This window comes from Flammeovirgaceae bacterium (assembly GCA_015180985.1).
GTDB lineage: Bacteria > Bacteroidota > Bacteroidia > Cytophagales > Cyclobacteriaceae > UBA2336.
The window spans coordinates 645101-669145 of record CP054185.1 but is presented as its reverse complement, the minus strand read 5'-3'; the positions used below and the strand labels follow the sequence as shown (position 1 = coordinate 669145).

The following is a 24045-nucleotide window of genomic DNA, read 5'->3' as shown; positions in this document are numbered from 1 at the left end:
CTGAAAGATAGGATTTGGAGGTTAAATGAAGCACAGGCATTGTATGATTGTAAATGGGGCCTGGAGAGTCCAAAAACCAACGTAATCCTATCAAATAAGCTGATTATCTGCGCGTTAACAGTCAGTGGAGCAGGCACATCCAGGGGCCAAAATTGGCAGAACGGTTGAATAAGGGGGGTATTTTATGTACCTTTGTGGCTCATTTTTCCGTTCGGTACTAAAATTACCCCTATGTCAAAACTTCGTATTCTTTATGTAGCCAGTGAGATTAATCCTTTTCTGCAGACTTCGGAAGTAGCCGACTTTGTTCGCAAGCTGCCGCAGTACATGCAGGAGAAGGGGATGGAGATTAGGATTCTGGTGCCCCGTTTCGGCATTATCAACGAGCGTAAAAACCGGTTGCATGAAGTGGTCAGGTTATCGGGGATTAACATAGCCGTAGGCGATGAAGAGAAACCGCTGACCATTAAAGTAGCGTCAATTCCTAACGCTAAGCTGCAGGTGTATTTTATCGATAACGAAGATTACTTTCACCGCAAGTCAGTTTTCCACGACAAAGAAAACCGTTTTTATGAAGACAATGATGAGCGCGCCATCTTCTTTTGCAAAGGGGCAATAGAAACGGTGCGCAAACTGGGCTGGGCGCCCGATGTTGTTCACTGCAACGATTGGATCACAAGCTTCATCCCGTTGTACCTTAAAACCACATACAAAAACGATCCGTTGTTTAAAAACACCAAAACCGTGTTTACCATTTACAACAACGACTTCACCTACAAATTTAAAGGCGATATTCTTTCGAAGGTGAAGATGATGGACATTGAAGACAACATGCTGGGCAATTTGAAGACAGCCGACTACGAGGGCTTTATTAAAATGGGCGTGGAATTTTCCGATGCCGTTATCGTAGCCGGTGAAAACAAAAAAATAAAAGGCCTCTTCTCGAAAATGAAAGAGAAGAAGGTTGAAACCATTGATAAATCCGAAAACTACACCGAATCATACTTCAATCTGTATAATGAACTTGTGGGTTAAGCGAACGGGGCAGTTGCTTTTGGCTGCCCTGTTCTTGCTGGCCTGTGAAGATGAGGCCAGTTTGTTGGGGTTTCGTAATCCAAAATCAAAATTTGATGTTCGTTTTATTGAGTTCCCGGTACACAGCAGCGTGCTCTGGCTGGATTCTGTACGTTCCAGTAATTTTTATTGGCCAAACGAAATAAACCGGTTGTTACTCGGTAGCTATACGGATGAAAAACTCGGATCCGTTTCTGCAGGTTTTTATACCCAATATTTTCCGACAACTACCGCTAAAATTGCTACCAACTCAACGTTGGATTCGGCAGTGTTACAACTGAAGTTGGATTTTTATACATATGGTAACATTACCATGAATCCGATTCAGTTCGAAGTGTATGAACTGGCTAAACAGATTTCGCGTAACTCGGCTCCATTTTATTTCAATAAAACTACCGTGCCCACCGGCCCGCTGGTGGGTTCGGGTTCGTTGATCATTAATCCGCTGGAATTCAGAAATAAGTTTGACTCCGCCAAGAAAGACACCGTGCTGATTCGTATACCGCTCAGTTCGGCATTTAGTCAAAAACTTTTTAATGCGGCCTTGCGGTATGCCAATGGTACAACGCCTCAGGACTCTCTTCAATGGCGCGATTTCAGCACGTTTACTAAAGAATTTAAAGGACTTGCCGTTAAGGCTGTATCGGGCGATAAAATTGTAGGTATTGACCCGGTACATTTTGAGTCGAGAATAATTGTGCACTATCAGAATCCGACACTAGACAGCCAAACCATTAATATTCCCATAGCGGGTAACGCAATCACCAGTTTTAATGAAATCAAATCCGATCGAACAGGATCAGAAGTGGAGGTTAGTCAGTACTTCACTGACTTTGATCCGGTTACCGGGTTGCGTTGCGTACAATCGGGTGTGGGGCTGTTTACCAAGCTTGACTTCTCGGAGTTCATTAGCTTCCTCGAATCGGATACCATCCCTGACATTGCCATTAACTCGGCTGAACTGGTGATAACTGACGTGGAGTCAACCGAAATATTTCGTTCACCCGGGGAGTTGTATGTCAGGTTGCTTGACCCGGATAACCGGCTTAAAAAGTTTAACCGGCAAAATACTCCACAGGCACGTGATCGTGACCTGAAGATTATGAACCTTTATAATAATAGTACGCGTACCTTAACAGCCGATAATTTTGTTGTAAATCCTGACAGCGTGCTTACCATTTTTACCGAAACGAGTACCAACTTTAACCTTGGGTATTCAGCCTCGTCCAATTCGTACCGGGGTTTTTTCACCCTCTTCGCGCAGGAACTTGCCATACCGGAAACTGATAAACCGCGGTTCCGGTATTTTATTCTCTACCCCAAAAACGGTGCGAAGACTGTGAACAGGGTGCTGTTTCATAAGGATAAAATTAAACTGCGGGTGTATTACACCTTGCCTAAAGCCGATTAACTATGTGCGGAATTGTTGCCTATATCGGGCACCGCGATGCCCAGCAAGTGATCATTAAAGGGTTGAAGCGGTTGGAATACCGTGGCTACGACAGTGCCGGTATCGCCTTGTTAAACAATGGCCTGAATGTTTACAAGAAGAAAGGCAAAGTAAGTGAACTTGAAGAGTACATTAACGGCCAGCCGCTCACCAGCCACATCGGCATAGGCCACACCCGGTGGGCCACCCATGGCGAACCAAACGATACCAATGCCCATCCGCATTACTCGGCATCAAAAAAACTCGCCATCATTCATAACGGCATCATCGAAAATTACAGCGCGCTGAAACAGGAACTGATCAACAAAGGCCACCGGTTTGTGAGTGAAACCGATACGGAGGTGCTCATTCATTTTATTGAAGACATTCAGCAAAGCAATAACTATTCACTGGATGAGGCTGTGCGCGTTGCGCTTACACAGGTAATCGGGGCGTATGCTATCGTGGTGATGTCGGCCGAGAATCCAGAGTTGCTGATTGCGGCCCGTAAGGGTAGTCCGCTGGTGATTGGTATTGGCAAAGACGAATTTTTTATGGCTTCGGATGCTACTCCGATTATTGAATACACCAAAGATGTAGTGTACCTGAACGACCAGGAAATAGCTGTGATTGACGGTGGTGAACTGCGGATTAAGACCATTGATGATGCCCCCACCACACCGTACATCCAACGACTGGAAATGGAACTCGAGGCCATTGAAAAAGGCGGCTTTGAGCATTTCATGCTGAAGGAAATTTTTGAACAGCCCCGTTCAATAAAAGACTGCCTTCGTGGAAGGCTGGATGTATCTTCCGGCCGGCTGGTGCTGGGCGGCATTCGTGAGTATGTGAATAAAATGGTTCATGCCGATCGCATCATCATTGTGGCCTGCGGCACATCGTGGCATGCCGGCCTTGTGGCCGAATACATGATTGAAGAATTCTGCCGGATTCCGGTAGAAGTGGAGTATGCTTCTGAGTTTCGTTACCGCAACCCGATCATCCGCGAAGGCGATGTGGTGATAGCCATATCCCAATCGGGCGAAACAGCCGATACGCTGGCCGCCATTGAACTGGCCAAGGCGAAAGGCGCAATAATTATTGGTGTATGTAATGTGGTGGGCTCGTCCATCGCGCGTGCATCGCATGCGGGCTCATACACGCATGCCGGTCCTGAAATCGGGGTGGCCAGCACCAAAGCCTTTACGGCTCAGTTAACGGTGCTGAGCATGATTTGTCTGATCGTGGCTCAAAAGAAAGGCACCATTACCGAACGCAAGTTTCACGAGATGCTGGTAGAACTTGAAAACCTGCCGGCCAAAGTGGAAGAGGTGCTGAAGCAAAACGATAAAATCAAAGAGTTGGCCTACACCTTTAAAGACGCTACCAATTTTTTATACCTGGGTCGCGGCTGCAACTTTCCGGTGGCGCTGGAGGGCGCATTGAAGCTGAAAGAAATTTCCTACATCCATGCCGAAGGGTACCCCGCAGCCGAAATGAAACACGGCCCCATTGCGCTGATTGACGAGGAGATGCCCGTAGTGTTTATCGCTACGCGCGACAGTTCGTATGAAAAAATAGTTTCGAATGTGCAGGAAGTAAAGGCGCGTAAGGGCCGGGTGATTTCTGTAGTAACTGAAGGGGATGAACTCATCCCGGGCATGTCGGAATTTGTGATTGAGGTGCCGGCTGTTCACGAAGCCTTAATGCCCATTGTTTCGGTTATTCCGCTGCAGCTATTGTCGTATCACATTGCTGTAATGCGCGGCTGCAATGTTGACCAGCCGAGGAACCTGGCTAAAAGTGTGACAGTGGAATAATTATGCCAGATAACTCCTTCTTCTTTCTGCTCAGTTTTCCGACAGTTTGAAGTGTCTTTCACAAGACCCAGCCGAAAGTCAGCAAGTCCTATTAAACACCCTCTTTTTGCAAAGTAAACTTAATGTTATAACTTCACGTTATAACAGGAAAGATATGGGTAGTACAATAACCAAAGTAAGGAAAATCGGGAACTCCAGAGGTATCTTGTTCCCCAAGGCCATTCTTGATGAGGGCGGCATTGTTGACACGGTTAAAATAACTGTAAAAAATAATGTGATAATCATTACTCCGGGAGATAAAAAGCAAAAAAAGGCGTGGTCTGATTTTAAACGTGTAAAGAGAGAAAAGGCAGACTTTGTTGCTAATACCTTTGATGCTAAGGAGTGGGAATGGTAAGAGCGTATAGTGTTTACCTGGTTAATCTTGACCCAACTGTCGGGTTTGAAATACAAAAGAGCAGGCCATGCGTTGTACTTTCTCCGGATGAAATGAATGCTGTGTTGGGTACAGTAATTATTGCTCCGATGACATCGACTATTCGCGGGTACCCCTCAAGAGTGGAGGTGCGTTTTCAGAACAAAACTGGCGAAGTTTGTCTGGATCAACTGCGGGCTGTTGACGAAAGCAGGTTGAGTAAACAGCCTTTAGGGCGCTTGAAGCAAAGTGAAATTGATGAGATTATGGATGTAATAGCCGATATTTTCAAACTATAAAGGTATTATGTCGATGCAGGATTGAAGGTAATAGGTTTATTGACTCACGCCATCAGGTACTCCTTCTTCAACAGCGGGCAAATCTTGTAACGCTCATCGTGAGTATCCTCATATACAGCCTCGAGCAGTTCGTAAACGTGTTTAATGCCAATACGCTGGCACCATTCAAACGGGCCGTACGGATAGTTGGTACCCAGTTTCATCGCCTTGTCAATATCTTCGCGGGTGGCTGTTCCTTCCTGTACGGTGTAGTAGGCCTCGTTGATGATCATGCAGATGATGCGGGGTGTAACCATGCCCACGCGGTCGTCAACCACCAGGTAGTTGGTGTTTAACTTTTTACAAATTGCATTCAGTTCGGTTTCGTGTGCCGGGTTAAGCAGGCATACTTCCAGCACTTCGCGGTTAACAAAGGTGGGCAGGCCGTTAAACCCGAATACGTGGGCCTTTATTTTGTGGTCGGCCAGGTTAGAAAGTTCGGCCAGCGAAATTTTGGCAGTATTCAGAAATGCACGAGTTGTTGGCTTTTCCTGGTAGATTTCGATTTGAAAAGGTTCTTCATCAATGATGAAATCAAACACCAGGTCGCTGCCCGCTACAAAGCGTTCGGCTTCGCGGTGGTCGCCTTCCAGCGTGTACTTGTGTTCTCCCCACTTGGCCTTGCATTCATCAAGGTTTTCGGTATTGCCAACCACAAGGATATTCATAAACCGGATTTTGTTTCTAATTTTGAAACCATTCGAAAGATAATTGTTAAACAAATAGGTATGTCAAAATCGGTTGTTTATTCACCCAACGCGCCCGAGCCCATCGGCCCGTACAGCCAGGCCATCCAGGTCGGCAATATGCTGTTTATCAGTGGGCAAATTGCCATTCAAAAACCTTCGGGTAACCTGGTAACCGGCAACATCAGCGAGGAAACGGCTCAGGTTATGAAAAACCTGGGTGAGATACTGAAAGCTGCCGGCATGGATTTTTCCAACGTGGTGAAGAGCACTATTTTCTTAAAAGACATGAACAACTTTCCGGTTGTTAATGAAGTTTACGGAAAGAACTTTCCTACCAACCCGCCCGCCCGCGAAACAGTAGAAGTGAGCCGCCTGCCGAAAGATGTGAATGTGGAGATTTCGTGTATCGCGGTGAAGTAAGACATCAGTAGCAAGACGTAAGTAGTAAGATGTCAGTGCGATGATTGATATCTTATGTCTGATGTCTTATGTCTTGCTACTCCTCGCCCACATATCCTTCAGCGTTACTGTTCGGTTAAACACCGGCTTGCCGGGTTTTGAATCAGCATCGGCAATGAAGTAACCTTTTCGCATAAACTGGTAGTGTTCTTGTGGATTGACTTCGGCTATAGCCGGCTCGGCCAAGGCGTTTGGAACAACCTGCAGCGAATCGGGGTTGATGTAATCTTTAAAATCACCTTCTGCCGCTGAAAGATCTTCAACTTTAAAGAGGCGGTCGTACAGCCGCACTTCCACCGGCACGGCATGTTGGGCGCTTACCCAGTGCAAGGTTCCCTTAACATTGATGCCGGAAGTGTCGGATCCGCTGCGGCTTTCCGGTATGTACGTGCAGCGCAGTTCGGTGATGTTGCCTTTGGCATCTTTAGCCACTTCATCGCAACGGATGATGTAAGCGCTCTTGAGGCGTACCAGTTGCCCGGGGGCGAGGCGGAAATATTTTTTTGGCGGGTTTTCCATAAAATCCTCACGCTCAATAAACAATTCTCCGCTAAACGGAATGAGGCGCTCGCCTGCGGCAGGATCTTCCGGGTTGTTTTCGCTGGCCACCTGTTCGGTTTGACCGGCCGGATAGTTGGTGAGTATGACTTTTACCGGATCGAACACAACCATTCTGCGAAGGGCAACTTTATTGAGGTGTTCGCGCACACAAAATTCAAGCAGGCCCACATCAATCAGGTTATCTCGTTTGGCCACTCCAATGCGGTCGCAAAAATCGCGGATGCTTTCTGGTGTGTACCCCCTGCGCCTCATGCCGCTGAGGGTGGGCATGCGGGGATCATCCCATCCGGTAACATGCTTTTCGTTTACCAGTTGCAGCAGTTTGCGCTTGCTCATCACGGTATAAGTCATGTTAAGTCGTGCAAACTCGTATTGCCGGGAAGGGTATATTTCCAGTTTCTCAATCAGCCAGTCGTATAGTGCACGGTGAGGTACAAACTCCAACGTGCAGATGCTGTGCGTTACTTTTTCAATCGAGTCGCTTTGGCCGTGGGCAAAATCGTACATGGGGTAAATGCACCAGGCATCGCCTGTGCGGTGGTGATGGGCGTGTTTAATCCGGTAGATAACCGGGTCGCGCATGTGCATATTGGGGTGGGTCATGTCAATTTTGGCGCGCAGCACTTTCTCGCCATCGCGGTATTTTCCGGCCCGCATATCGGCAAAGAGTTGCAGATTTTCTTCCACCCTGCGGTTACGGTACGGACTGTTGGTGCCGGGCTGCGTGGGCGTGCCCTTCTGTTGGGCTATTTCTACGCTGGTGCTGTCATCCACATACGCCAGGCCTTTCTTAATCAGCGTAACGGCAAATTCATAGAGTTGCTCAAAATAGTCTGACGCGTACAATTCGTTGGCCCATTCAAAACCCAGCCATTTGATGTCATCTTTAATGCTTTCCACGTACTCCACATCTTCGGTAACGGGGTTGGTATCATCAAAGCGCAGGTTGGTGTAGCCGCCATATTTTTTTGCCAGCCCGAAATTGAGACAAATGCTTTTGGCGTGGCCCACGTGAAGGTAGCCGTTTGGCTCAGGCGGAAAGCGCGTAATAATAGTTTGGTGCTTCCCGGACTTCAGGTCGTTCTCAATAATTTCCTCCAGGAAGTTCAAACTCTTTTCTTCGCTCATACAAGGGTGTTTAAAGGATGCAAAGGTAAGCGGGATTTTAGATATTGGAAGGCTTTGAATGGCAGTTCTTGTTGCCTGGAAAGTTCATTTATAATGAGAAAAGTTTTTATTGTTAAGCTGCACCTGCTGCAGGCAAGGCGAAGCATCTCTTATTCAAATTATAAAGGTCCTTCGTCCCGCTTGGGCGTAACTCAGGACGACAATTAGATTTGATTGCCGGAAAACAGCTTAGTTAGTTCCCCCTGAAGAAGAAATAGAACGCAACCATTAACTTTGGGGGATGAAGAAGATACGGGTTCGGTTTGCGCCAAGTCCTACAGGGGCATTACACATTGGCGGGGTGCGCACGGCTTTGTACAACTACCTGTTTGCGCGCCAGCAGGGTGGAACGATGATTTTACGGATAGAAGATACCGACCAGAACCGCTACGTGCCGGGCGCTGAAGAATACATCATCGAGTCGTTGAAATGGGCAGGCATTGGTATTGACGAAGGAGCAGGTGTTGGGGGGCCGCATGCGCCTTACCGCCAATCGGAACGGAAGGAATTATACCGGAAATATGCCGATCAATTAATCGCCACCGGGCATGCCTACTATGCGTTCGATTCGGAAGCCGAACTGGAAGTCATGCGCGAACGGCTGAAGAAATCCGGAGTAGACCACCAGCAGTACAGCAGCTTCACCCGGATGACCATGCGCAACTCGCTTACGCTGCCTGCAGCTGAAACCGAAAAACTTATTCAGTCGGGAGCCCCGTATGTGATTCGGTTGAAAGTGCCTGAGACGGGTGAAATCCGGTTACACGATTTAATCCGCGGTGATGTGGTTGTAAAGGCCAGCGAACTGGATGACAAGGTTTTAATGAAATCAGACGGCATGCCTACCTACCACCTGGCCAATGTGGTTGATGATTACCTGATGAAGATTTCGCATGTAATACGCGGTGAAGAGTGGCTGCCTTCGGCCCCCCTGCATGTGTTGCTGTACAAGAGTTTCGGTTGGGAGGCCAACATGCCGCAATTTGCACACCTGCCCCTGCTGCTGAAGCCTGACGGCAATGGAAAACTCAGTAAACGTGATGCCGACCGGATGGGCTTCCCGATCTTCCCGCTGAACTGGACTGATCCGAATACCGGTGAAAAATCCATCGGCTTCCGCGAAGCGGGATATCTGCCTGAAGCACTGATTAACTTTCTGGCATTCCTGGGCTGGAACCCGGGCACCGAACAGGAAATTTTTTCGATGGAAGCGTTAATCAACGCCTTTTCCATTGAGCGCATCGGCAGGGCAGGCGCGAGGTTCGATATTCAAAAAGCAACCTGGTTCAATGAACAGTATATCCGAGCTAAGCCAATAGCGGAACTTACGGATTACCTGAATCAGCAACTTGCCCTGCAAGGGATTTCCTGCTCGCCTGAAAAAGCGGCAAAGATTGTTACGGCTATGCGCGATAGGGTTTCATTTCCAAAAGATTTTTACGAACACGGACGATTTTTCTTCCATGCCCCGGCCACATTCGATTCAGCCGTGATTGCCAAAAAATGGAATGCAGATGCTGCCCGTTTTTTTAAGGCGGTGATAGCAGCATTGAAAATCCTTGATCAGTTTAATGCAGAAACATTAAAGACAACAATCGAACAGGTAACTACCGGGTTGGGCATTAAAGCAGGGCAGGTTATGCAAATTCTTCGCGTGGCCATTACGGGCGATTCGTCCGGACCCGACCTGATGATGACCCTTGAAATCATTGGCCGGGAAGAAACCGTAAACAGATTGGGTTTTGCTCTTTCTAATTTTCAGGTAAAAGCACCTGCATCATGAGTAAGAAGGCCACACCACCAAAAAAGGCACCTAAAAAGCCAAGGGTACACAAAGATCTGGAAGGCTTTGAGCTATCTGTCGATCAATTTGGTGAACTCAAATCCAATATGGATATCGAAAAGCTCAATGCGTTTCTGGATAAGAATGTGGAGGACAAGAAGCTTGCCGAACGCGATGATTACGAAGAATTGAAGAAGGGTAAGAAGAATAAAAAATCCTGAGAACCGGAACTTCAGAATTTCAGTTTTGGAAACACTGCCGGCACGCACTTGCGGTAGTCGCGGTACGTTTGGCCATATAGCGCAATCAGTTTCTTCTCTTCCAGATAAATTCCAACAGGCAGGTAAGTAAAGATACATAGTACAGAAACCAGTACTGTTGATGTTGGCGACAGCGCGCTAAACCCCAACACAATAAGTACCGTGCCTGCATAGATCGGGTGCCGAACGTACTTCAGCAACCCATTGGTTTGCAATGTGTCGTGTGCATCATTACGTAAGCCGATGAAGCCGGTGAAACTATACTGCCGGAAGGAGAGAAGAATAATAACCACCCCCGTTAGTAGTACTACAATTCCGGTTACCTGCAGTGCAGGCGAAGGTTCGAGATCAAACCTGCTCGGAATGCCGGTGAGCAACCAACCGATACCTGCCAGCCCGGTGGTGGACACAACAACATAAAGCAGCCGGTACAATACCGCCAGTTGCGGCCAGGTTTTCTTAACAGAATCTTTCACCTGGCTGGAGGCCAGGTAACTGTGCAGAAAAAAGTAAGTGCCCCAAGCAAAAGCCAGGTAAATGTGGTCCATGCTGCGAAGGTAATGCAAAGCTTCATTACCTTTAAAGCGAAAATCAGGTATGAAATCGATCAGAGTAGCACTAATACGCGAAGGCAAAACTCCGCCTGACAAACGCGTGCCCTTTACACCTTTTCAGGCTGAAGAGATTGAACAGCGGTTTCCGCACGTAAAGGTGGTAGTGCAGGAAAGCCCCATCCGCTGTTTTCAGGATAGGGAGTATCGTGCTTTGGATGTGGAGGTAGCTGAACGTATTGCCGATTGCGACATCCTGATGGGGATAAAGGAGGTACCTGTTGACCAGCTAATCCCCGGCAAAACCTACTTGTTCTTTTCGCACACCATCAAAAAACAACCGCATAACCGCAAATTGTTGCAGGAGATTTTAAAGAAAAACATCCGCCTGATTGATTATGAGGCGCTGAAAGATAAACTGGGCAACAGGCTGGTGGCCTTCGGCCGGTTTGCCGGCCTGGTAGGAGCCTATAACGGCTTATGGACTTACGGTAAACGTTACAAAAAATTTAACCTAAAGCGTGCGCACGAGTGCTTTGATGTAAACGACCTGAAACTGGAGTTGCGTAAAATGAAACTGCCGCCTGTTAAAATTGTGCTTACCGGTGCGGGACGGGTTGGTAGAGGCGCCATGGAAACGCTCGACTCGGCCGGGATTCGTAAAATAAGTCCTGCTGATTTTCTGACGAAGACTTTCGATGAACCGGTATATGTGCAACTAAGCAGTGCCGATTACCATGTGCGTAAAGAAGGCGGACATTTTAATCGCGATGAGTTTCACCGCCAGCCTGAAAGATACAGCTCTACATTTCTTTCATTTACCAAGGTAGCCGATGTACTGCTGGCCGGAGCATACTGGAATCCGAAGGCACCTGTGCTCTTTACACGTCAGGATATGCTTTCGCCTGAGTTTAAGATTAAAGTAATTGCCGACATCACCTGCGACATTGAAGGCTCAATACCTTCCACACTCCGGGCAAGCACAATTGATGAGCCGCTTTATGATTACGACCCGGCTACCGGAAAGGAGAAGCCTCCGCTAAGCAGCGAACACCACGTTACGGTTATGGCTGTAGATAACCTGCCTTGCGAGTTGCCACGCAATGCTTCGGAAGAATTCGGGCGCGACCTGCTGGACAAAATTCTGCAGCCGCTCCTGGTAGAAGATGTTGAGGGAATAATTGCACGTGCCACCATAACAAATAATGGTGCACTAACCCCGGTATTCCAGTATCTTCAGGATTATGTTAACGGATAGTATTCACAAAGAGCTATGCGAATCATTATTGTGGGTTCAACCGGTACTATTGGGTCGCATGTAGCTGCCGAACTTGAAAAGCGGCACGAAGTTATAAGGGCCAGTGCCAACCGCGGGCCGCTTAAGGTAAACATTACTTCGGCATCGTCCATCCGAACCATGTATAAGTTTGTAGGTAAGTTCGATGCGGTGGTGTGTACGGCCGGCACAGCTTATTTCGGGCCGTTTCATGCCATGAAGGAGAAAGATTTTTATACAGGCATTAAAAGTAAAATGATGGGCCAGATTAACCTGGTAATGTTGGGCAAAAACAAAATCAGTGAAGGAGGGTCATTTACACTTACCACCGGAATTTTGTACCGCGACCCGGTACGCGGAGGGACCGTGCTGAGTATGGTTAACAATGCTGTTCACGGGTATGTATTGGGATCTTCCATTGAATTAAAGAAAAATGTTCGCATTAATGCGGTTGCACCCGGTTTGGCCGAAGCCTCGGCAGCACAACTGGCTGAATTCTTCCCGGGCCATGTACCGGTGCCCATGTGGAAGATTGTTCAAGGCTACATTAAAAGTGTAGAAGGCTTTGATACCGGCAAAGTGATTGAGGTATTATCGTAATCAGCAAAACGCAATGGAAAGAAAAATCTATAATCCTGTTCAAAAAGATTATGTAACCTTTCTTGAAACCGCAGCCGAAACCAAGGGTGCCCGCACGCTTGTTGAGGTTGAGTTGGCGCCAAAAGGCGGAGTCGGCATTCATTACCACAAAACCTACGCGGAAAAATTTCATTGTTTGGAAGGTGAATTAAACGTGCAGGTAGGAAAAACCGTACACACGCTGTTGGCCGGCCAGTCGGCCACAGCCCATCCGAATATGAACCACCGGTTTTTCAATTCTTCAGGCAGACCGTGCAAATTTCGGGTTGAATTAACACCGGCAAGCCGCGGTTTTGAGCAATCATTACAGATAGGGTATGGCCTGGCTCGCGATGGCGAAGTACGCAGCAACGGAATGCCCAGAAATCCGTTGGCATTGGCCTGGTTATTTGAGATCAGCGAAAGCAACTTGCCCGGCTGGCGCAGCATTTTTGAGTTCATTCTGCGCAGGCAGGCAAAAAAGGCAAGGGCTGCCGGACTGGATAAGGAATTGATCAATAAGTACGTTACGTTTTAATTGGTGAGCGCCTTGGTTACACTGTTGTTCGGGCATTGGGTAGCTGATTTTCTGTTTCAGACCGAGGCGATGGCGCTAAATAAAAGCAGCAGTTTAAAGTGGTTGGCATTTCATATTCTGGTTTATACCGCTGTGCTTGCGGTGTTTTGTTTATGGCTGTTACACTGGCAGGATGCACTTTATTTTGCTGCCATCAACGGCTTGCTGCACGGCCTTACCGATTTATTGACCAGCCGATTGACGGCTTTGTATAAGAATAACCGTAGAATTTTTTTTCTGATTATCGGCCTGGACCAGTTTATCCATTCAGCCACGCTTATCATTTCCTTCGGATATTTTATTCCGGTGAGTTCAGTCGTTCCGTAATCCGTTTTGAAACGATTTCAATAGAAATTCGGGTTAAGCAGGCAAAATCGCCCCGGTGGCATTTTTCTTTACCATAAACTGAACAGGGCCTGCAGGGCAGTTCTTTCTGGTCAATCTGCAAAATGCTTTCATTCCCCTGGCCAAACGGCCCGAACCCGACATCCGGATGGGTGCCTCCCCAGATGGAAAGTACGGGTGTTCCGGCCAGTGTAGCCAGGTGCATGTTTGACGAATCGGTACACACCATCAGGTCCAGTTGCTGAAGCAAGGCAATCTCCTGCTGCATTTTAAGTTGGCCGGCAACCGTTACGCAATTTTTCGGAAAGAGTTCCTGCAAATCGTGGAAGTACTTGATCTCATGATCACCGCCACCGAATAAAAAGATTGTCGGGTTTATTTTCCGGATGAGTTCCTGAATCAGCCCAGGGTAGTTGGCCAGCGGCCATATTTTCGATTGGTGCAAGGCAAATGGGGCAAGACCAATCCAGGGGCCATTTTTTACCAGCGCGTACTTATTCAGCCATTTCTGAAGGTGTTGACGGGCCGTTTCATTAGTAAACAGGTAAGGGCCCGGTATAACCGGAAATGAATAACCGGCTTTTTCAAACGCCTCCTGATAGCGCTGAATAGTGTGTGGCAGTGGTGTAGTTATTTTATTCTGCTTTCGGGTAAAGGCTTTCTTTTCTTTTCGGCCTTTGTTAAAAACAATCACCTTTTTTCCGAATAGTGCAAACAGGTTGCGCAGGATGAGCGTGCGCAAGTGATCGTGCATGTCGATGATCACATCAAAATCTTCTTTTACCAGCAGTGCAAAAAAAAGTTTGCGTACGCCAAAAAACCCGGTAAAGCGCGTGTCCACATCGGCTTCAAAAACCTTTACCCGCTCAATACCCGTAAAGAATGCAGCAAAACGTGGCCTGGTGGCAACAACAACCTCCACCTTAGTATGTGCGGTCACCAGCGATCGAAGCACCGGCACGAGCAACAGTACATCGCCCATGGCCGAAAAGCGAAGAATCAGAATTTTAGTCATTTTTTGTTGTACAGCATCGGGTTAAGCGATGCATCGTTGTACATTTTCATCTGGCGGTACACTTTCATTTTCCGGTTGCCATTACGGATGTCTTCTATCAGTTGGTCATATGCCAGGTGCATGTCCATTTTCTGCTCCAGTAAAATGTTCAGTTTGTGCTGGCAGCGGGCAATGTGGTCGGCTGTGGCATCTGTGCGCCCGGTTTGCTCCTTCATGTGATAAATCTTCAACATCAGAATGCTCATGCGATCGAGCAGCCAGGCCGGAGTTTCAGAATTAATGCGTGCCGTGGGCTTGTACGTAACGCCTGCAAATTGCTCCATGAAATAATCATCCATACGCTCTACGGTATCGGTCCGATCCTGGTTCGACTTATCAATCCGTCTTTTAATTTGCAGGGCTGCTTTTGGATCAATATCCGGCAACCGAATAATATCTTCCAGGTGCCACTGCACGGTGTCAATCCAGTTTTTCAGGTAAAGCAGGTATTCAAAGGAACCTTCTGCGTACGGATTGCGGACGGGGGTATCGACATTATCGTGAAGATGATAGTCGTCAATGCTTTGTTGAAATATGGCGTAACAGGCTGAGGCGTTGAGCATACTTTTATACAGATGACTGCAAATTTAGTTATTTTATTCGCCTGAAAGCCACATCGAATCCCATGTCATCGCACCATGTTGTACGGGAAAATCTGGAGCCGGCCCTGGTCATTGCCGATGCGCAGGCTGTTCCGTTTACACTTGTGCAACAACTGCCTTAGTGGAGCCCGACTGTGATTGCGCTTGAAGATGCACTGGAAAAATTTCTGAGCTGGGGAGTAAAATTTGATGTGTTGATTTGCGGGTATGAACGGGCAAAAATGCATGCCGCTGCGTTAGCTGACCATGCCCCGTTAAAAATTTTATCATACCAGGATAAAGAGAATCCGCTGCATACGGCCATGATGTTTTTGCAGGCTACGAAGTGCCCCTCGGTTAATTTGATTGGTGTTCCTCCTGAGAAACTAATGCTTCCTTTTTCGGACATGAACATTGTGGTATTCTATGCCGGTTTTCGCTGGTCATTAATTTGTAATGGTAGCTTTGAAAAGTGGATGAAGGCAGGCACCCAACTCCGGTTTATTTCTACCGGCAACCTTGCTAAAGAAGGACTTACTGATGACATTGTTCAGACACAGGGTATAGTGAGGATTACAGGCAACACTCCCTTTTGGGTAGGCGAGCCTTACGAGTTAAGAATGATTGAAGAAAGAACGCTTACATCAACCCGCTCAATGGGGTGCGGTGTTTTGTTTAGAAGGATGAATCTGCCATAGGGCACTATCTCCGAAACTTTTTTAGAGTAATTCCGGTCGGCCATATCATCCTCATCGCCAAGGCAAATTGTAACCGGCTTATTGATGGTTTGAAGAACTTTTTCGGTAAGTAAAGGCTGCCGGCCCAGGCCCAGCATCATTAACGAGGTTTTTTGAAGCAATTCTTTCCAGTCGTTCGGGGCGTGGCGGTGCTCCAGGATTCGTGCAAATGCCGGAACTTTTGCCTGTATTTTTTTCGGATTAAGTTTCCTTGTTTCCATTTCAGCCGATGCAGGCGACCAATCGAATTTAGTACCCAGGGTAACTATTTTGCCAATACGCTCGGGATGCCGGTAACCCAGCCACAAGGCTACATAACCTCCCATGCTGTAGCCGAACAGATCAATTTGTTTTAGCTGGTGATCATCTAAAAACCGTAACACATCTTCGGCAAACGTTTCAATGCCAAATGATGGACGAAACGGCTTGCCACCATGGCCTGAAAAATTTAATGAATAAACATGAGGATGCGCCTGCCGCAGTACTTTACACAATGGATCAAGCTGATTTTTTGAGCCCAACGCGCCATGCAGTACAATCAGGGAGTTCATGCTTTGGGTTTAATGGCCGTTACTATCCTGTCTTTTCCTGAAATATCTTTTATGATGTGCACCTGATCATACTCTTCCTGAGAAAAAATACCTGCTGTTTCATTGCCGAAGTGTTCATTGATTTCAACCATGATTAATCCACCCGGCCTCAGTGCCTGGTGTCCTTTCGATGCAATGGCCTGATAAAAAATCAGCGGGTTGCCAGGGGCAAACAAGGCTTCGTGTGGTTCGTAGGCCAAAACGTTCGGCTGAAGTGTTTCTTTTTCATTCTCATCAATATAAGGAGGGTTGCTGATAATTAAATCCAGGTTTTTAAACGGAATTTCGGAGGTCAGAATGTCGTGATGAAGAAAAGTAACCCGGCCCTTTATCCGATTGGCATTTTCCTGTGCCACCCGCAGGGCCTTCTTGCTTACATCGGTAGCATAAACGGTGGCTGTTGGCAGTTCCAGGTTTAACGAAATAGCAATGCATCCGCTGCCGGTGCCGATATCGAGTATGACCGGATTACTTTTTGGCTGGATTAATGAAACGGCCTGTTGAACCAGTTCTTCAGTTTCAGGGCGGGGTATAAGTACGGATGAGTTTACCTTAAATCTTCGTCCGTAGAATTCGGCCTCTCCCACGATGTACTGAATAGGTTCGTGGTTATTTATGCGGCTAATCGCCTTATCCAGTTGTGTTTTAAGTTCTGGTGTCAGGGTAATTGCTGTACCCGTAAGAATTTTCGGCTTCGTTAGGCCCAGCACCTGCTCCATCAGCATCAGAATTTTCTCATTGATTTCTGAAGCAGGCTCGTTCAGGTTAACCTGAAGCACCAGTTCGGTAAAGAGTTTTCGGGAATTCACGCTTTTGTCAATCTTTGCAAAAGTACTTATGAACCGGCACGATCACCACCAGGATGAATTGTTTATGAGGCGCGCGCATGAGCTTGCGCAACTGGGCCGGGGCTATGTAAGCCCGAATCCGCTGGTGGGTTGCGTAATCATTTGCAACAGCCGGATTATTGGTGAGGGGTGGCATGCCCGCTATGGCGAAGCCCATGCTGAAGTGAATGCAGTTAATTCTGTTGATGATAAATCGCAGTTAACTGAAAGTACCGTATATGTAAACCTTGAACCGTGCTCACATGTTGGCAAAACACCTCCGTGTGCGGATATGTTGATAAATTATCGGGTAAAGAAAGTGGTCATCAGCAATGTTGATCCGAACCCGTTGGTTAATGGCGGGGGTATCCGTAAACTGCGCGAGGCAGGTATAGAGGTTATTACCGGCATCCTTGAGAAAGAAGGTCGCGAGTTGAATAAGCGGTTTTTCACCCGGATGGAACAAAACCGTCCATACATTATTCTGAAGTGGGCTCAGACTGCCGATGGTTTTGTGGCGAAAGAAAATTTAGATTCGAAGTGGATAAGCAATGCGCATTCGCGCCAGTTGGTGCACAAGTGGCGCAGCGAAGAAGATGCCGTGCTCGTGGGTACAAAAACAGTTTTTCATGATAATCCGAAACTGAGCGTACGGGAATGGACCGGCCGAAATCCAACACGCATTGTTATCGACCGGTTTTTAAAACTCAGCTCCAACCTTCATGTATTCGAACGGTCGCAGCCAACCCTGGTTTATAACGTATTGAAACATGAAGAGCATGGCAATTTTGTTCTTGCCCGAGTTGATGAGCATGATTTTTTGAACGAAATGGTTAAGGATTTGAACAATCGAAAAATTCAGTCGGTGCTGGTGGAGGGAGGCGCTCAAACGCTTCAATATTTTATTGATGCGGGCCTGTGGGATGAAGCCCGCGTATTTACATCGAAGCATGCATTTGGCAAGGGAATTCGTGCGCCACAATTTCAGGGAAACTTAGTTTCTTTGGAATCTTTACTTACAGATACGCTTACAACCTATTATCCACTTTAGTAAGTTTACTATGGCCGAAGAACTGATCATCGCCTCATCAACCAGTAAAAAGGAAAAATATCAAACGCTGATACCGCAGGTTGAATCGTTAATTGCCGGAGAGCCCGACCTCATCGCCAACCTTTCGAACCTTGCCGCAGCATTAAAGCAAACCATGGAATTTTTCTGGGTGGGCTTTTACCTGGTAAAGGATAACCAACTGGTGCTCGGGCCGTTTCAGGGCCCCATCGCCTGCACCCGTATCAGTTTTGGCAAAGGGGTATGCGGCACCGCCTGGAAAGAAAAGCGCACCATTGTGGTGCCCAATGTGGACGAATTTCCCGGTCATATTGCCTGCAGTTCGGCTTCAAAATCGGAAATCGTTGTACCTGCCTTCAAAAACGGTGAAGTTAGCCTGGTACTTGATGTGGACAGCGACAAGCTGAATGACTTCGATGCCGTTGATGAAAATGCATTGGAAAAAATAATGCGCCTGGTTGAAGCTGGATTATAGCCGCTAAAAATCGTTACCTTCATTCCTGAAAGGGAAAGTATGCGAACGTTTCTACTCGTTTTTACGCTGATAATTTGTGAGGCCTGTATCGCCCAGATTGGCGCCAGGACCCAGGCCGCCAAACCAACCGGAATATGGGTAAACAACCAGTTTGGTTATCAGATGACGCTGGTTCTGAATGAAGATGGTACCGGTGAGTTTGATGGTGAGCCGATTCGCTATGCCATTGCCGGCAACAAACTATCCATCACCCAGTCGGCCATAACTACACCCTATACATTTTCGGTTGCCGGAAACTCCCTGACACTTTCGGGTGGCGACCTTGATACCGCTATTACGTTTACCCGGTTGTCGCAAACAGGCAACGAACCGGTTCTAAAAGATCAACCTGTACAATCGGCAAGTAATCCGCCAGCAAAAAATGTTTTATTAGGCACGTGGTCAGGTTACGGAGAGGCAATTGAATTTCGTGCCGATGGCCAGTGCGCTTATCGCGGCCAAAACATTACCTACCGGATTGACGGCAATAATGTTGTTTTGCAAACCCCGATGGGCGATGCAGTACTGGGCTATCAAATCAGGAATAACCAACTTTTACTTACGGCAAACGGTCAAACAGTTACGTACAGCAAATCAACGGCTTCATCGGTTCCGGCATCAGCCGGCAAAGCACGAGTAGCGCCCGAACTGGTGGGTAAATGGTGTTATGTAAATGTGTACAGCAGCAACAGCGGAGGCAGCAGCACCGAGAAATGCATTACCCTGAATGCCGATGGCACCTATGAATATTATGGAGAAACTTCGCGCAGTGTTAATACCGATGCTTTTTATGGCGGTACCAATTCGCAAAGTATGGATCGCGGCACCTGGACGTACGATGGTGTTCGGATTTATTACCAGTCACAAACCGGCCGGGGGGCGGGTTCGTACCAACTGGAAAAGCGCAATCATCCTAAAAACAACGATCCGATGATTGTGCTTGATGGCGAAACGTACGTAACGTATTATCAAAAAGCACCCTGGTAAACACGAAGCCAGTTGCATAAATGTTGTGTTCGGAAAAAGTTTTTTTTGAGTACCTTTTCTTCTGTTAATAATAACCCGGCATCTATGGAAAATACATTTACCCGAAGGAACTGGCTTAAATCGGCCGCAGCGCTGGGAGCAGGGTTGCCGCTAAGCATTGCACTTGCTGAAGAACTGATGGCCGCGCCCGTAAGCCGTGCTGAGAAACTGCACGGTGTATTTCGCCCCGGCAAACTAATCAGGCTGGGCTCAAACGAAAATCCATACGGTCCTTCGGCCAGAGCACGCGAAGCGATCAAAGCGTCAATTACTGAGCACAACCGCTACTCGTTTGCCGAGTCGCAGGAGTTTAAAAAAGTGCTGGCCGAAAAGGAAGGAGTATCGCCCGATTACATTCTGTTGGGTGCGGGATCAGGTGAGTTGCTTGCGCTGGCCGGTATGAGCCTGGGCATTGAAGGCGGCTCGGTACTTTCGGCATTTCCAACTTTCCGTACACTGATGGAGTTTGCTGTGAAGTTTAATGCCCGCTGGGATAAGGTTGACCTTGACGAAACCCTTACGCATAACCTTGAGGCCATGGCGGCAGCTGTTAAGCCGGATACAAAAATTATTTTTGTTGTTAACCCGAATAATCCGACAGGTACCATTGTAGAACCGGCCAGGCTGAAAAGTTTTAGCGAGGAGATGGCCCGCAAGGCCATTGTGTATTCGGACGAAGCCTACCTTGAATTTCTTGAACCTTCGCAGCAGCATTCCATGGTTGACCTGGTGCGGAAAGGCCATAATGTTATTGTGTCGCGGACGTTCTCGAAAATTTATGGTCTTGCCGGCTTACGGCTGGGGTATCTTGTGGCAAAGCCGGATATCTTGCAGAAGTTTGCTAAATACCAGCCGGGTACCATCATCAACCAACCTGTGCTGGCGGCAGCCAACGCCAGCCTGGGGGATACTGAGTTTATGAGTTATACCCGTAAAAAGAACGCGGAAGCCCGTGATTATTTCTGCAAATACCTTGACAGTAAAAAATGGTTTTACGGGAAATCGCACGCCAACGTGGTGCTGTTTCCTGCACCGAAAGCCGGAAAGACCATTTTAGAGGAAACCGAAAAACGGGGCTTTCAGATTCGCATCTGGGATTATCAGGATAGAGAGTGGTGCCGGGTAAGCATTGGCACACTGGATGAAATGAAGGCGTTTACCAAAGCCTTTGATGAAGTAATTGCCTGACTAAATGAAAAAGTTTTCGTTGCCCAAAGTACCCATTGATTGGCCCAATCATGTGATTGGGTTTTTTAGTGCCTTGTTCGGAATCCTGATCGCTTTTGAACTGGATTCGTGGCGTGAACGCAGCAACCAGCATGAGCTGACTACCCAGGCACTTGAACGCCTGAAAACCGAAATACTCATAAACCAAAATAGTTTACACAGTAACATTCGGGGTAACCTCGAGAAAATTGATGTGCTACAGCGGTTGGCTCAACAACTTACCGAAGATTTACTTTTTACAGGGAGCAAGGCCGCAGCGGACTCCGTTAACAAAACATATAAGGGTTTGGTGTTCATTGATTTCGACAGTGTAGCTAGCAAGTCGATTTTTATTCCGGTCCACATCTCCAGTTCCTCACTAGCACTAGGCTCATACCATACTGCTGCCTGGGAGTCGGCCAAAGCCACCGGGGTACTCAATTTTATGGCCTATGAACAGGTGTTGGCCTTATCATCGCTGTACACCAATACCACAATTATGGATGAACAGTTGTTAATACGTCAACTTACCCGAAAAGCCGATGACATAACCTCCCGGTCTCAATTATTGTTTTTTTTGTCGGAACTTGAAGAAGCCTACCTGGTAATCGGCAGGGAGATGGATAGTTATGATCAGTTTGTAAATATGGTTACCCTAAGCGATTAAGTGCCTGTTGCGTTAATTACTTACTTGGTAGAGTGTGTTAACCAAGGCGCTCATGCGGGATGTGTATTCCTCAAATTCTTTCTTTAATCCTTTATCAAGACTGCCGTATCCTTCCATGTTCTTTCCGGTGGCACCGGATATTTCCTGCCAGAGCAACGCAGTTTTAAATGTAATGTCGCGCTTCAGACTGATTTCAACCGGTTTGATTTCATAATGATCACGAAATTGAACCAGCACCCCGAATAGCTCCTGAATGGTTTGCTTTATGAGGCGGACTTCCTCAGTGGTTAAGTCGTTGACCCACATCATGCTTATTGGCTTTTGATGATCGGGTATCCGCAGAAGGTTTTCAAGTTCAATCAGTTTCACTTCCATCAACTGAGCAATTGAGCGAACAGCCCGGTTATGGGAATCGGATGAAAATTTCATGTTATTAATTTAGTTTTAATGCCCGTTCGGTTTTATTAGAATGAGAAGGGACGACAAACAGGATATACAAGACTACCATCAGAGCAACCCCGGATGAGAAAAGGAAGGTAGCCTGAGCTCCGAAATCGAGCCAAATCCATCCGGCTAACGCACTGGCTGCCATTGTGCAGATACTCTGAAAGCCAGTAAAGGTACCCAAAGCCGTGGCTGTATCTTTTTTGTTACTGATGTTGCTTATCCACGCCCTGGCAACACCTTCTGTGGCTGCAGCGTAAATTCCGTACAAGAAAAATAAACCATAAAATTGATATAATTCGCTGCTCAAAGCCATACCGGCATAAACGGTTGCAAAAACAATTAAACCGAAGATGAGCACACGTTTAAACCCGATTATATCGCTTAGTTTGCCCAAAGGATATGCGGCTATGGCATATACCAGGTTATAGAAAACATAAACGGCAATAACGGCTGTGTCATTCAGCCCGGATTCCTTAGCCTTCAAAAGCAGAAAGACATCCGAACTGTTGATTAATGTAAAAATGAGCAATCCAATAACAAGCTTTTTGTAGGCAGGCGCACCTGCTTTCCAATAATGAACAAACGAAAAAAAGGAAACAACCTGCGGTTCAATTTTGTTGTCCTTGTCTTTCTTTCCATCTTTAATTAGAAAAGTGAAGCCAATGGCAATTAGCCCGGGTATGAAGGCCAGGAAAAAAAGTGATTTATAGTTTTGGGGAAAGAAATAAAGATAGAGAAGCGCCAGGACCGGACCAAGTACCGCACCAAGCGTGTCCATAGCGCGATGAAGACCGAATACCTGTCCTTTCGTTTCGGGTGTAGCTTCATCAGATAGCATGGCATCCCTGGCTCCTGTACGGATACCTTTGCCGAGTCTGTCCATAGTTCTGGAAAAGAAAATCCATAGCGGATAAACAAAAACGGCCATCATCGGTTTTGAGACAGCGCTGAGTAAATAACCCAACCTGACAAAGGGTAGCCGTTTACCGCTTACATCCGAAAGTTTGCCAAAATAACTTTTGCTTAAGCCCGCTGTAGCTTCTGCGAAGCCTTCCAGAATACCAATCAATAAAATGGAAAAGCCAATTTCTTTCAGATAGATGGGCATCACCGGATAAAGCATTTCGCTGGCCATGTCGGTGAAGAGACTTACCAGGGATAAAATCCAGACGGTTCGCGTAATGACTCGCATGTGTTAATGAAGTCGTAGTTGCATATACATTCCCCAACTTGCCTGTGAATAAGTAGGCGCAACCGTTATTGAGTTTCGTACTACTTGCTTTCTGCCCCATTTGTGCTGATGGGTAAGATAAGCAAGGTTAGTTGCCAGTATGCCAATGCCTGCACTGGTAATTACATCCGAAGCCCAGTGGCGGTTGTTCATAATCCGCAACACACCAATACCGGTTGCCGTAGTATAACCCAGTACACTGATAAGCGGATGCTCTTTACCATATTCCTTATGAAGAAATGTGGCCGCTACAAACGCCTCAGCAGTATGGCCAGATGGAAAAGAGTTAGGTGTGCCCGTGTCGGGACGCGGCACGGCAGTGAATTTCTTTAACGACAACACCATGGCCATCATAATCAACTCCGACTTAACCAGTAAGGCCGTTCGGTTGGCAAAGTCATGTTCGCCTTTTAACCCTAACGCATTTAAACCATACACGGCAACAAGGGGCGCATATTGCAGGTAATCATCGGCATGCGTGCGAAACCGGGGCGCCACTTCGTTGCGCTCTTCTTGTATTTCAAATTTGTCGATAAGGTCATTATCGGTAGCAGCCAGTACTCCGGTGGAAATCAATAAACCCGGAACGGCAAACGCTTGTCTCCACCGTGCTGATTTTGTGAAATAGGATTTATGCTGTGTCGAATCGCTTTGCTGCGCGCTGCCTTGTGTTACGTAAAAAGAGAGTAAGATGGAAAAAAGTGTTTTAGAAGTATACATTCCAGTATCTGTTT

The 24045-nt window shown here is 47.0% G+C and carries 28 protein-coding genes; 18 read left to right on the top strand and 10 right to left on the bottom strand.

The features are described from left to right. Nucleotides 1–231 precede the first annotated feature (231 nt). The 5 genes from HRU69_03240 to HRU69_03220 all read left to right on the top strand — a co-directional run bounded on the left by HRU69_03240 (nt 232) and on the right by HRU69_03220 (nt 5037). Complete coding sequence (locus HRU69_03240) at nt 232–1035, top strand: glycogen/starch synthase (GenBank protein QOI96562.1); 804 nt, start codon at nt 232–234, stop codon at nt 1033–1035. Next, the gene (locus tag HRU69_03235; GenBank protein ID QOI96561.1) at nt 1019–2485 is read left to right on the top strand and encodes a DUF4270 family protein; all 1467 of its coding nucleotides are present in this window, start codon (nt 1019–1021) and stop codon (nt 2483–2485) included. The genes HRU69_03240 and HRU69_03235 overlap by 17 nt, the downstream gene beginning before the upstream one ends. 2 nt (nt 2486–2487) lie before the next feature. Next, nucleotides 2488–4323, top strand: coding sequence for a glutamine--fructose-6-phosphate transaminase (isomerizing) (gene glmS / locus HRU69_03230; protein ID QOI96560.1), 1836 nt, complete (start codon nt 2488–2490; stop codon nt 4321–4323). Between the two features lie 154 nt (nt 4324–4477). After that, complete coding sequence (locus tag HRU69_03225) at nt 4478–4720, top strand: AbrB/MazE/SpoVT family DNA-binding domain-containing protein (protein QOI96559.1); 243 nt, start codon at nt 4478–4480, stop codon at nt 4718–4720. Beyond that, nucleotides 4714–5037 carry a type II toxin-antitoxin system PemK/MazF family toxin gene (locus HRU69_03220; protein ID QOI96558.1) on the top strand — a complete coding sequence of 108 codons (324 nt, stop codon included), beginning with the start codon at nt 4714–4716 and terminating at the stop codon, nt 5035–5037. Before HRU69_03225 ends, HRU69_03220 begins: the two co-directional genes overlap by 7 nt. Before the next feature lie 44 nt (nt 5038–5081). Here the strand turns inward: HRU69_03220 and HRU69_03215 are convergent, their stop codons facing one another. After that, nucleotides 5082–5744: a 3-hydroxyacyl-CoA dehydrogenase gene (locus HRU69_03215; protein QOI96557.1), complete on the bottom strand. Its 663-nt coding sequence runs from the start codon at nt 5742–5744 to the stop codon at nt 5082–5084. A gap of 60 nt (nt 5745–5804) precedes the next feature. Between HRU69_03215 and HRU69_03210 the strand changes: the two genes are divergently transcribed. Then, nucleotides 5805–6185: a RidA family protein gene (locus HRU69_03210; GenBank protein QOI96556.1), complete on the top strand. Its 381-nt coding sequence runs from the start codon at nt 5805–5807 to the stop codon at nt 6183–6185. Between the two features lie 66 nt (nt 6186–6251). Here the strand turns inward: HRU69_03210 and HRU69_03205 are convergent, their stop codons facing one another. After that, entirely contained in the window at nt 6252–7913 is a 1662-nt protein-coding gene (locus tag HRU69_03205; protein QOI96555.1) for a glutamine--tRNA ligase/YqeY domain fusion protein, read from the bottom strand. Nucleotides 7914–8193: 280 nt separating this feature from the next. Between HRU69_03205 and HRU69_03200 the strand changes: the two genes are divergently transcribed. Continuing rightward, nucleotides 8194–9735 carry a glutamate--tRNA ligase gene (locus tag HRU69_03200; GenBank protein QOI96554.1) on the top strand — a complete coding sequence of 514 codons (1542 nt, stop codon included), beginning with the start codon at nt 8194–8196 and terminating at the stop codon, nt 9733–9735. After that, complete coding sequence (locus tag HRU69_03195; protein QOI96553.1) at nt 9732–9956, top strand: hypothetical protein; 225 nt, start codon at nt 9732–9734, stop codon at nt 9954–9956. The genes HRU69_03200 and HRU69_03195 overlap by 4 nt, the downstream gene beginning before the upstream one ends. 11 nt (nt 9957–9967) lie before the next feature. Here HRU69_03195 and HRU69_03190 read toward each other — a convergent pair whose 3' ends face one another. Beyond that, a complete protein-coding gene (locus tag HRU69_03190) occupies nt 9968–10543 on the bottom strand; it encodes an isoprenylcysteine carboxylmethyltransferase family protein (GenBank protein QOI96552.1) in 576 nt (191 codons plus the stop codon). 49 nt (nt 10544–10592) lie between these two features. Here HRU69_03190 and HRU69_03185 point away from each other — a divergent pair, with 49 nt between their 5' ends. The 4 genes from HRU69_03185 to HRU69_03170 are packed head-to-tail and all read left to right on the top strand — an operon-like array spanning nt 10593 to nt 13344. Next, a complete protein-coding gene (locus HRU69_03185; protein QOI96551.1) occupies nt 10593–11804 on the top strand; it encodes an alanine dehydrogenase in 1212 nt (403 codons plus the stop codon). A 15-nt stretch (nt 11805–11819) separates the two neighbouring features. Then, nucleotides 11820–12422, top strand: a complete 603-nt coding sequence (locus HRU69_03180; GenBank protein QOI96550.1) for a short chain dehydrogenase — start codon at nt 11820–11822, stop codon at nt 12420–12422. A gap of 13 nt (nt 12423–12435) precedes the next feature. Next, a complete protein-coding gene (locus HRU69_03175) occupies nt 12436–12978 on the top strand; it encodes a cupin domain-containing protein (protein ID QOI96549.1) in 543 nt (180 codons plus the stop codon). A gap of 12 nt (nt 12979–12990) precedes the next feature. After that, entirely contained in the window at nt 12991–13344 is a 354-nt protein-coding gene (locus HRU69_03170; GenBank protein QOI96548.1) for a DUF3307 domain-containing protein, read from the top strand. Here the strand turns inward: HRU69_03170 and HRU69_03165 are convergent. Continuing rightward, nucleotides 13316–14377 (bottom strand): glycosyltransferase family 9 protein, encoded by a 1062-nt coding sequence (locus HRU69_03165; GenBank protein QOI96547.1) that lies wholly within the window; start codon nt 14375–14377, stop codon nt 13316–13318. The genes HRU69_03170 and HRU69_03165 overlap by 29 nt on opposite strands. Then, nucleotides 14374–14979: a DUF4254 domain-containing protein gene (locus HRU69_03160; protein QOI96546.1), complete on the bottom strand. Its 606-nt coding sequence runs from the start codon at nt 14977–14979 to the stop codon at nt 14374–14376. The genes HRU69_03165 and HRU69_03160 overlap by 4 nt, the downstream gene beginning before the upstream one ends. Before the next feature lie 173 nt (nt 14980–15152). Here HRU69_03160 and HRU69_03155 point away from each other — a divergent pair, with 173 nt between their 5' ends. Then, the gene (locus tag HRU69_03155) at nt 15153–15695 is read left to right on the top strand and encodes a hypothetical protein (GenBank protein ID QOI96545.1); all 543 of its coding nucleotides are present in this window, start codon (nt 15153–15155) and stop codon (nt 15693–15695) included. Here the strand turns inward: HRU69_03155 and HRU69_03150 are convergent. Next, nucleotides 15605–16285, bottom strand: a complete 681-nt coding sequence (locus HRU69_03150; protein QOI96544.1) for an alpha/beta hydrolase — start codon at nt 16283–16285, stop codon at nt 15605–15607. The genes HRU69_03155 and HRU69_03150 overlap by 91 nt on opposite strands. Further along, nucleotides 16282–17133, bottom strand: a complete 852-nt coding sequence (gene prmC / locus HRU69_03145) for a peptide chain release factor N(5)-glutamine methyltransferase (protein QOI96543.1) — start codon at nt 17131–17133, stop codon at nt 16282–16284. The genes HRU69_03150 and prmC overlap by 4 nt, the downstream gene beginning before the upstream one ends. Before the next feature lie 28 nt (nt 17134–17161). Here prmC and ribD point away from each other — a divergent pair, with 28 nt between their 5' ends. The 5 genes from ribD (at nt 17162) to HRU69_03120 (ending at nt 21633) form a co-directional block, all read left to right on the top strand. Then, nucleotides 17162–18202, top strand: coding sequence for a bifunctional diaminohydroxyphosphoribosylaminopyrimidine deaminase/5-amino-6-(5-phosphoribosylamino)uracil reductase RibD (gene ribD / locus HRU69_03140; protein QOI96542.1), 1041 nt, complete (start codon nt 17162–17164; stop codon nt 18200–18202). A gap of 10 nt (nt 18203–18212) precedes the next feature. After that, the gene (locus HRU69_03135) at nt 18213–18695 is read left to right on the top strand and encodes a GAF domain-containing protein (GenBank protein QOI96541.1); all 483 of its coding nucleotides are present in this window, start codon (nt 18213–18215) and stop codon (nt 18693–18695) included. 39 nt (nt 18696–18734) lie between these two features. Then, complete coding sequence (locus tag HRU69_03130) at nt 18735–19721, top strand: hypothetical protein (protein QOI96540.1); 987 nt, start codon at nt 18735–18737, stop codon at nt 19719–19721. 84 nt (nt 19722–19805) lie between these two features. After that, nucleotides 19806–20948 carry a histidinol-phosphate aminotransferase family protein gene (locus HRU69_03125; protein ID QOI96539.1) on the top strand — a complete coding sequence of 381 codons (1143 nt, stop codon included), beginning with the start codon at nt 19806–19808 and terminating at the stop codon, nt 20946–20948. Between the two features lie 4 nt (nt 20949–20952). Beyond that, the gene (locus HRU69_03120; protein QOI96538.1) at nt 20953–21633 is read left to right on the top strand and encodes a hypothetical protein; all 681 of its coding nucleotides are present in this window, start codon (nt 20953–20955) and stop codon (nt 21631–21633) included. A gap of 12 nt (nt 21634–21645) precedes the next feature. Here the strand turns inward: HRU69_03120 and HRU69_03115 are convergent, their stop codons facing one another. From HRU69_03115 to HRU69_03105, 3 genes are read right to left on the bottom strand one after another with little or no spacing between them, the layout of a single operon-like run. Further along, nucleotides 21646–22062: a hypothetical protein gene (locus tag HRU69_03115; GenBank protein QOI96537.1), complete on the bottom strand. Its 417-nt coding sequence runs from the start codon at nt 22060–22062 to the stop codon at nt 21646–21648. 4 nt (nt 22063–22066) lie between these two features. Further along, a complete protein-coding gene (locus HRU69_03110; protein QOI96536.1) occupies nt 22067–23272 on the bottom strand; it encodes an MFS transporter in 1206 nt (401 codons plus the stop codon). A 3-nt stretch (nt 23273–23275) separates the two neighbouring features. Then, nucleotides 23276–24031, bottom strand: a complete 756-nt coding sequence (locus tag HRU69_03105) for a phosphatase PAP2 family protein (protein QOI96535.1) — start codon at nt 24029–24031, stop codon at nt 23276–23278. Nucleotides 24032–24045 lie beyond the last annotated feature (14 nt).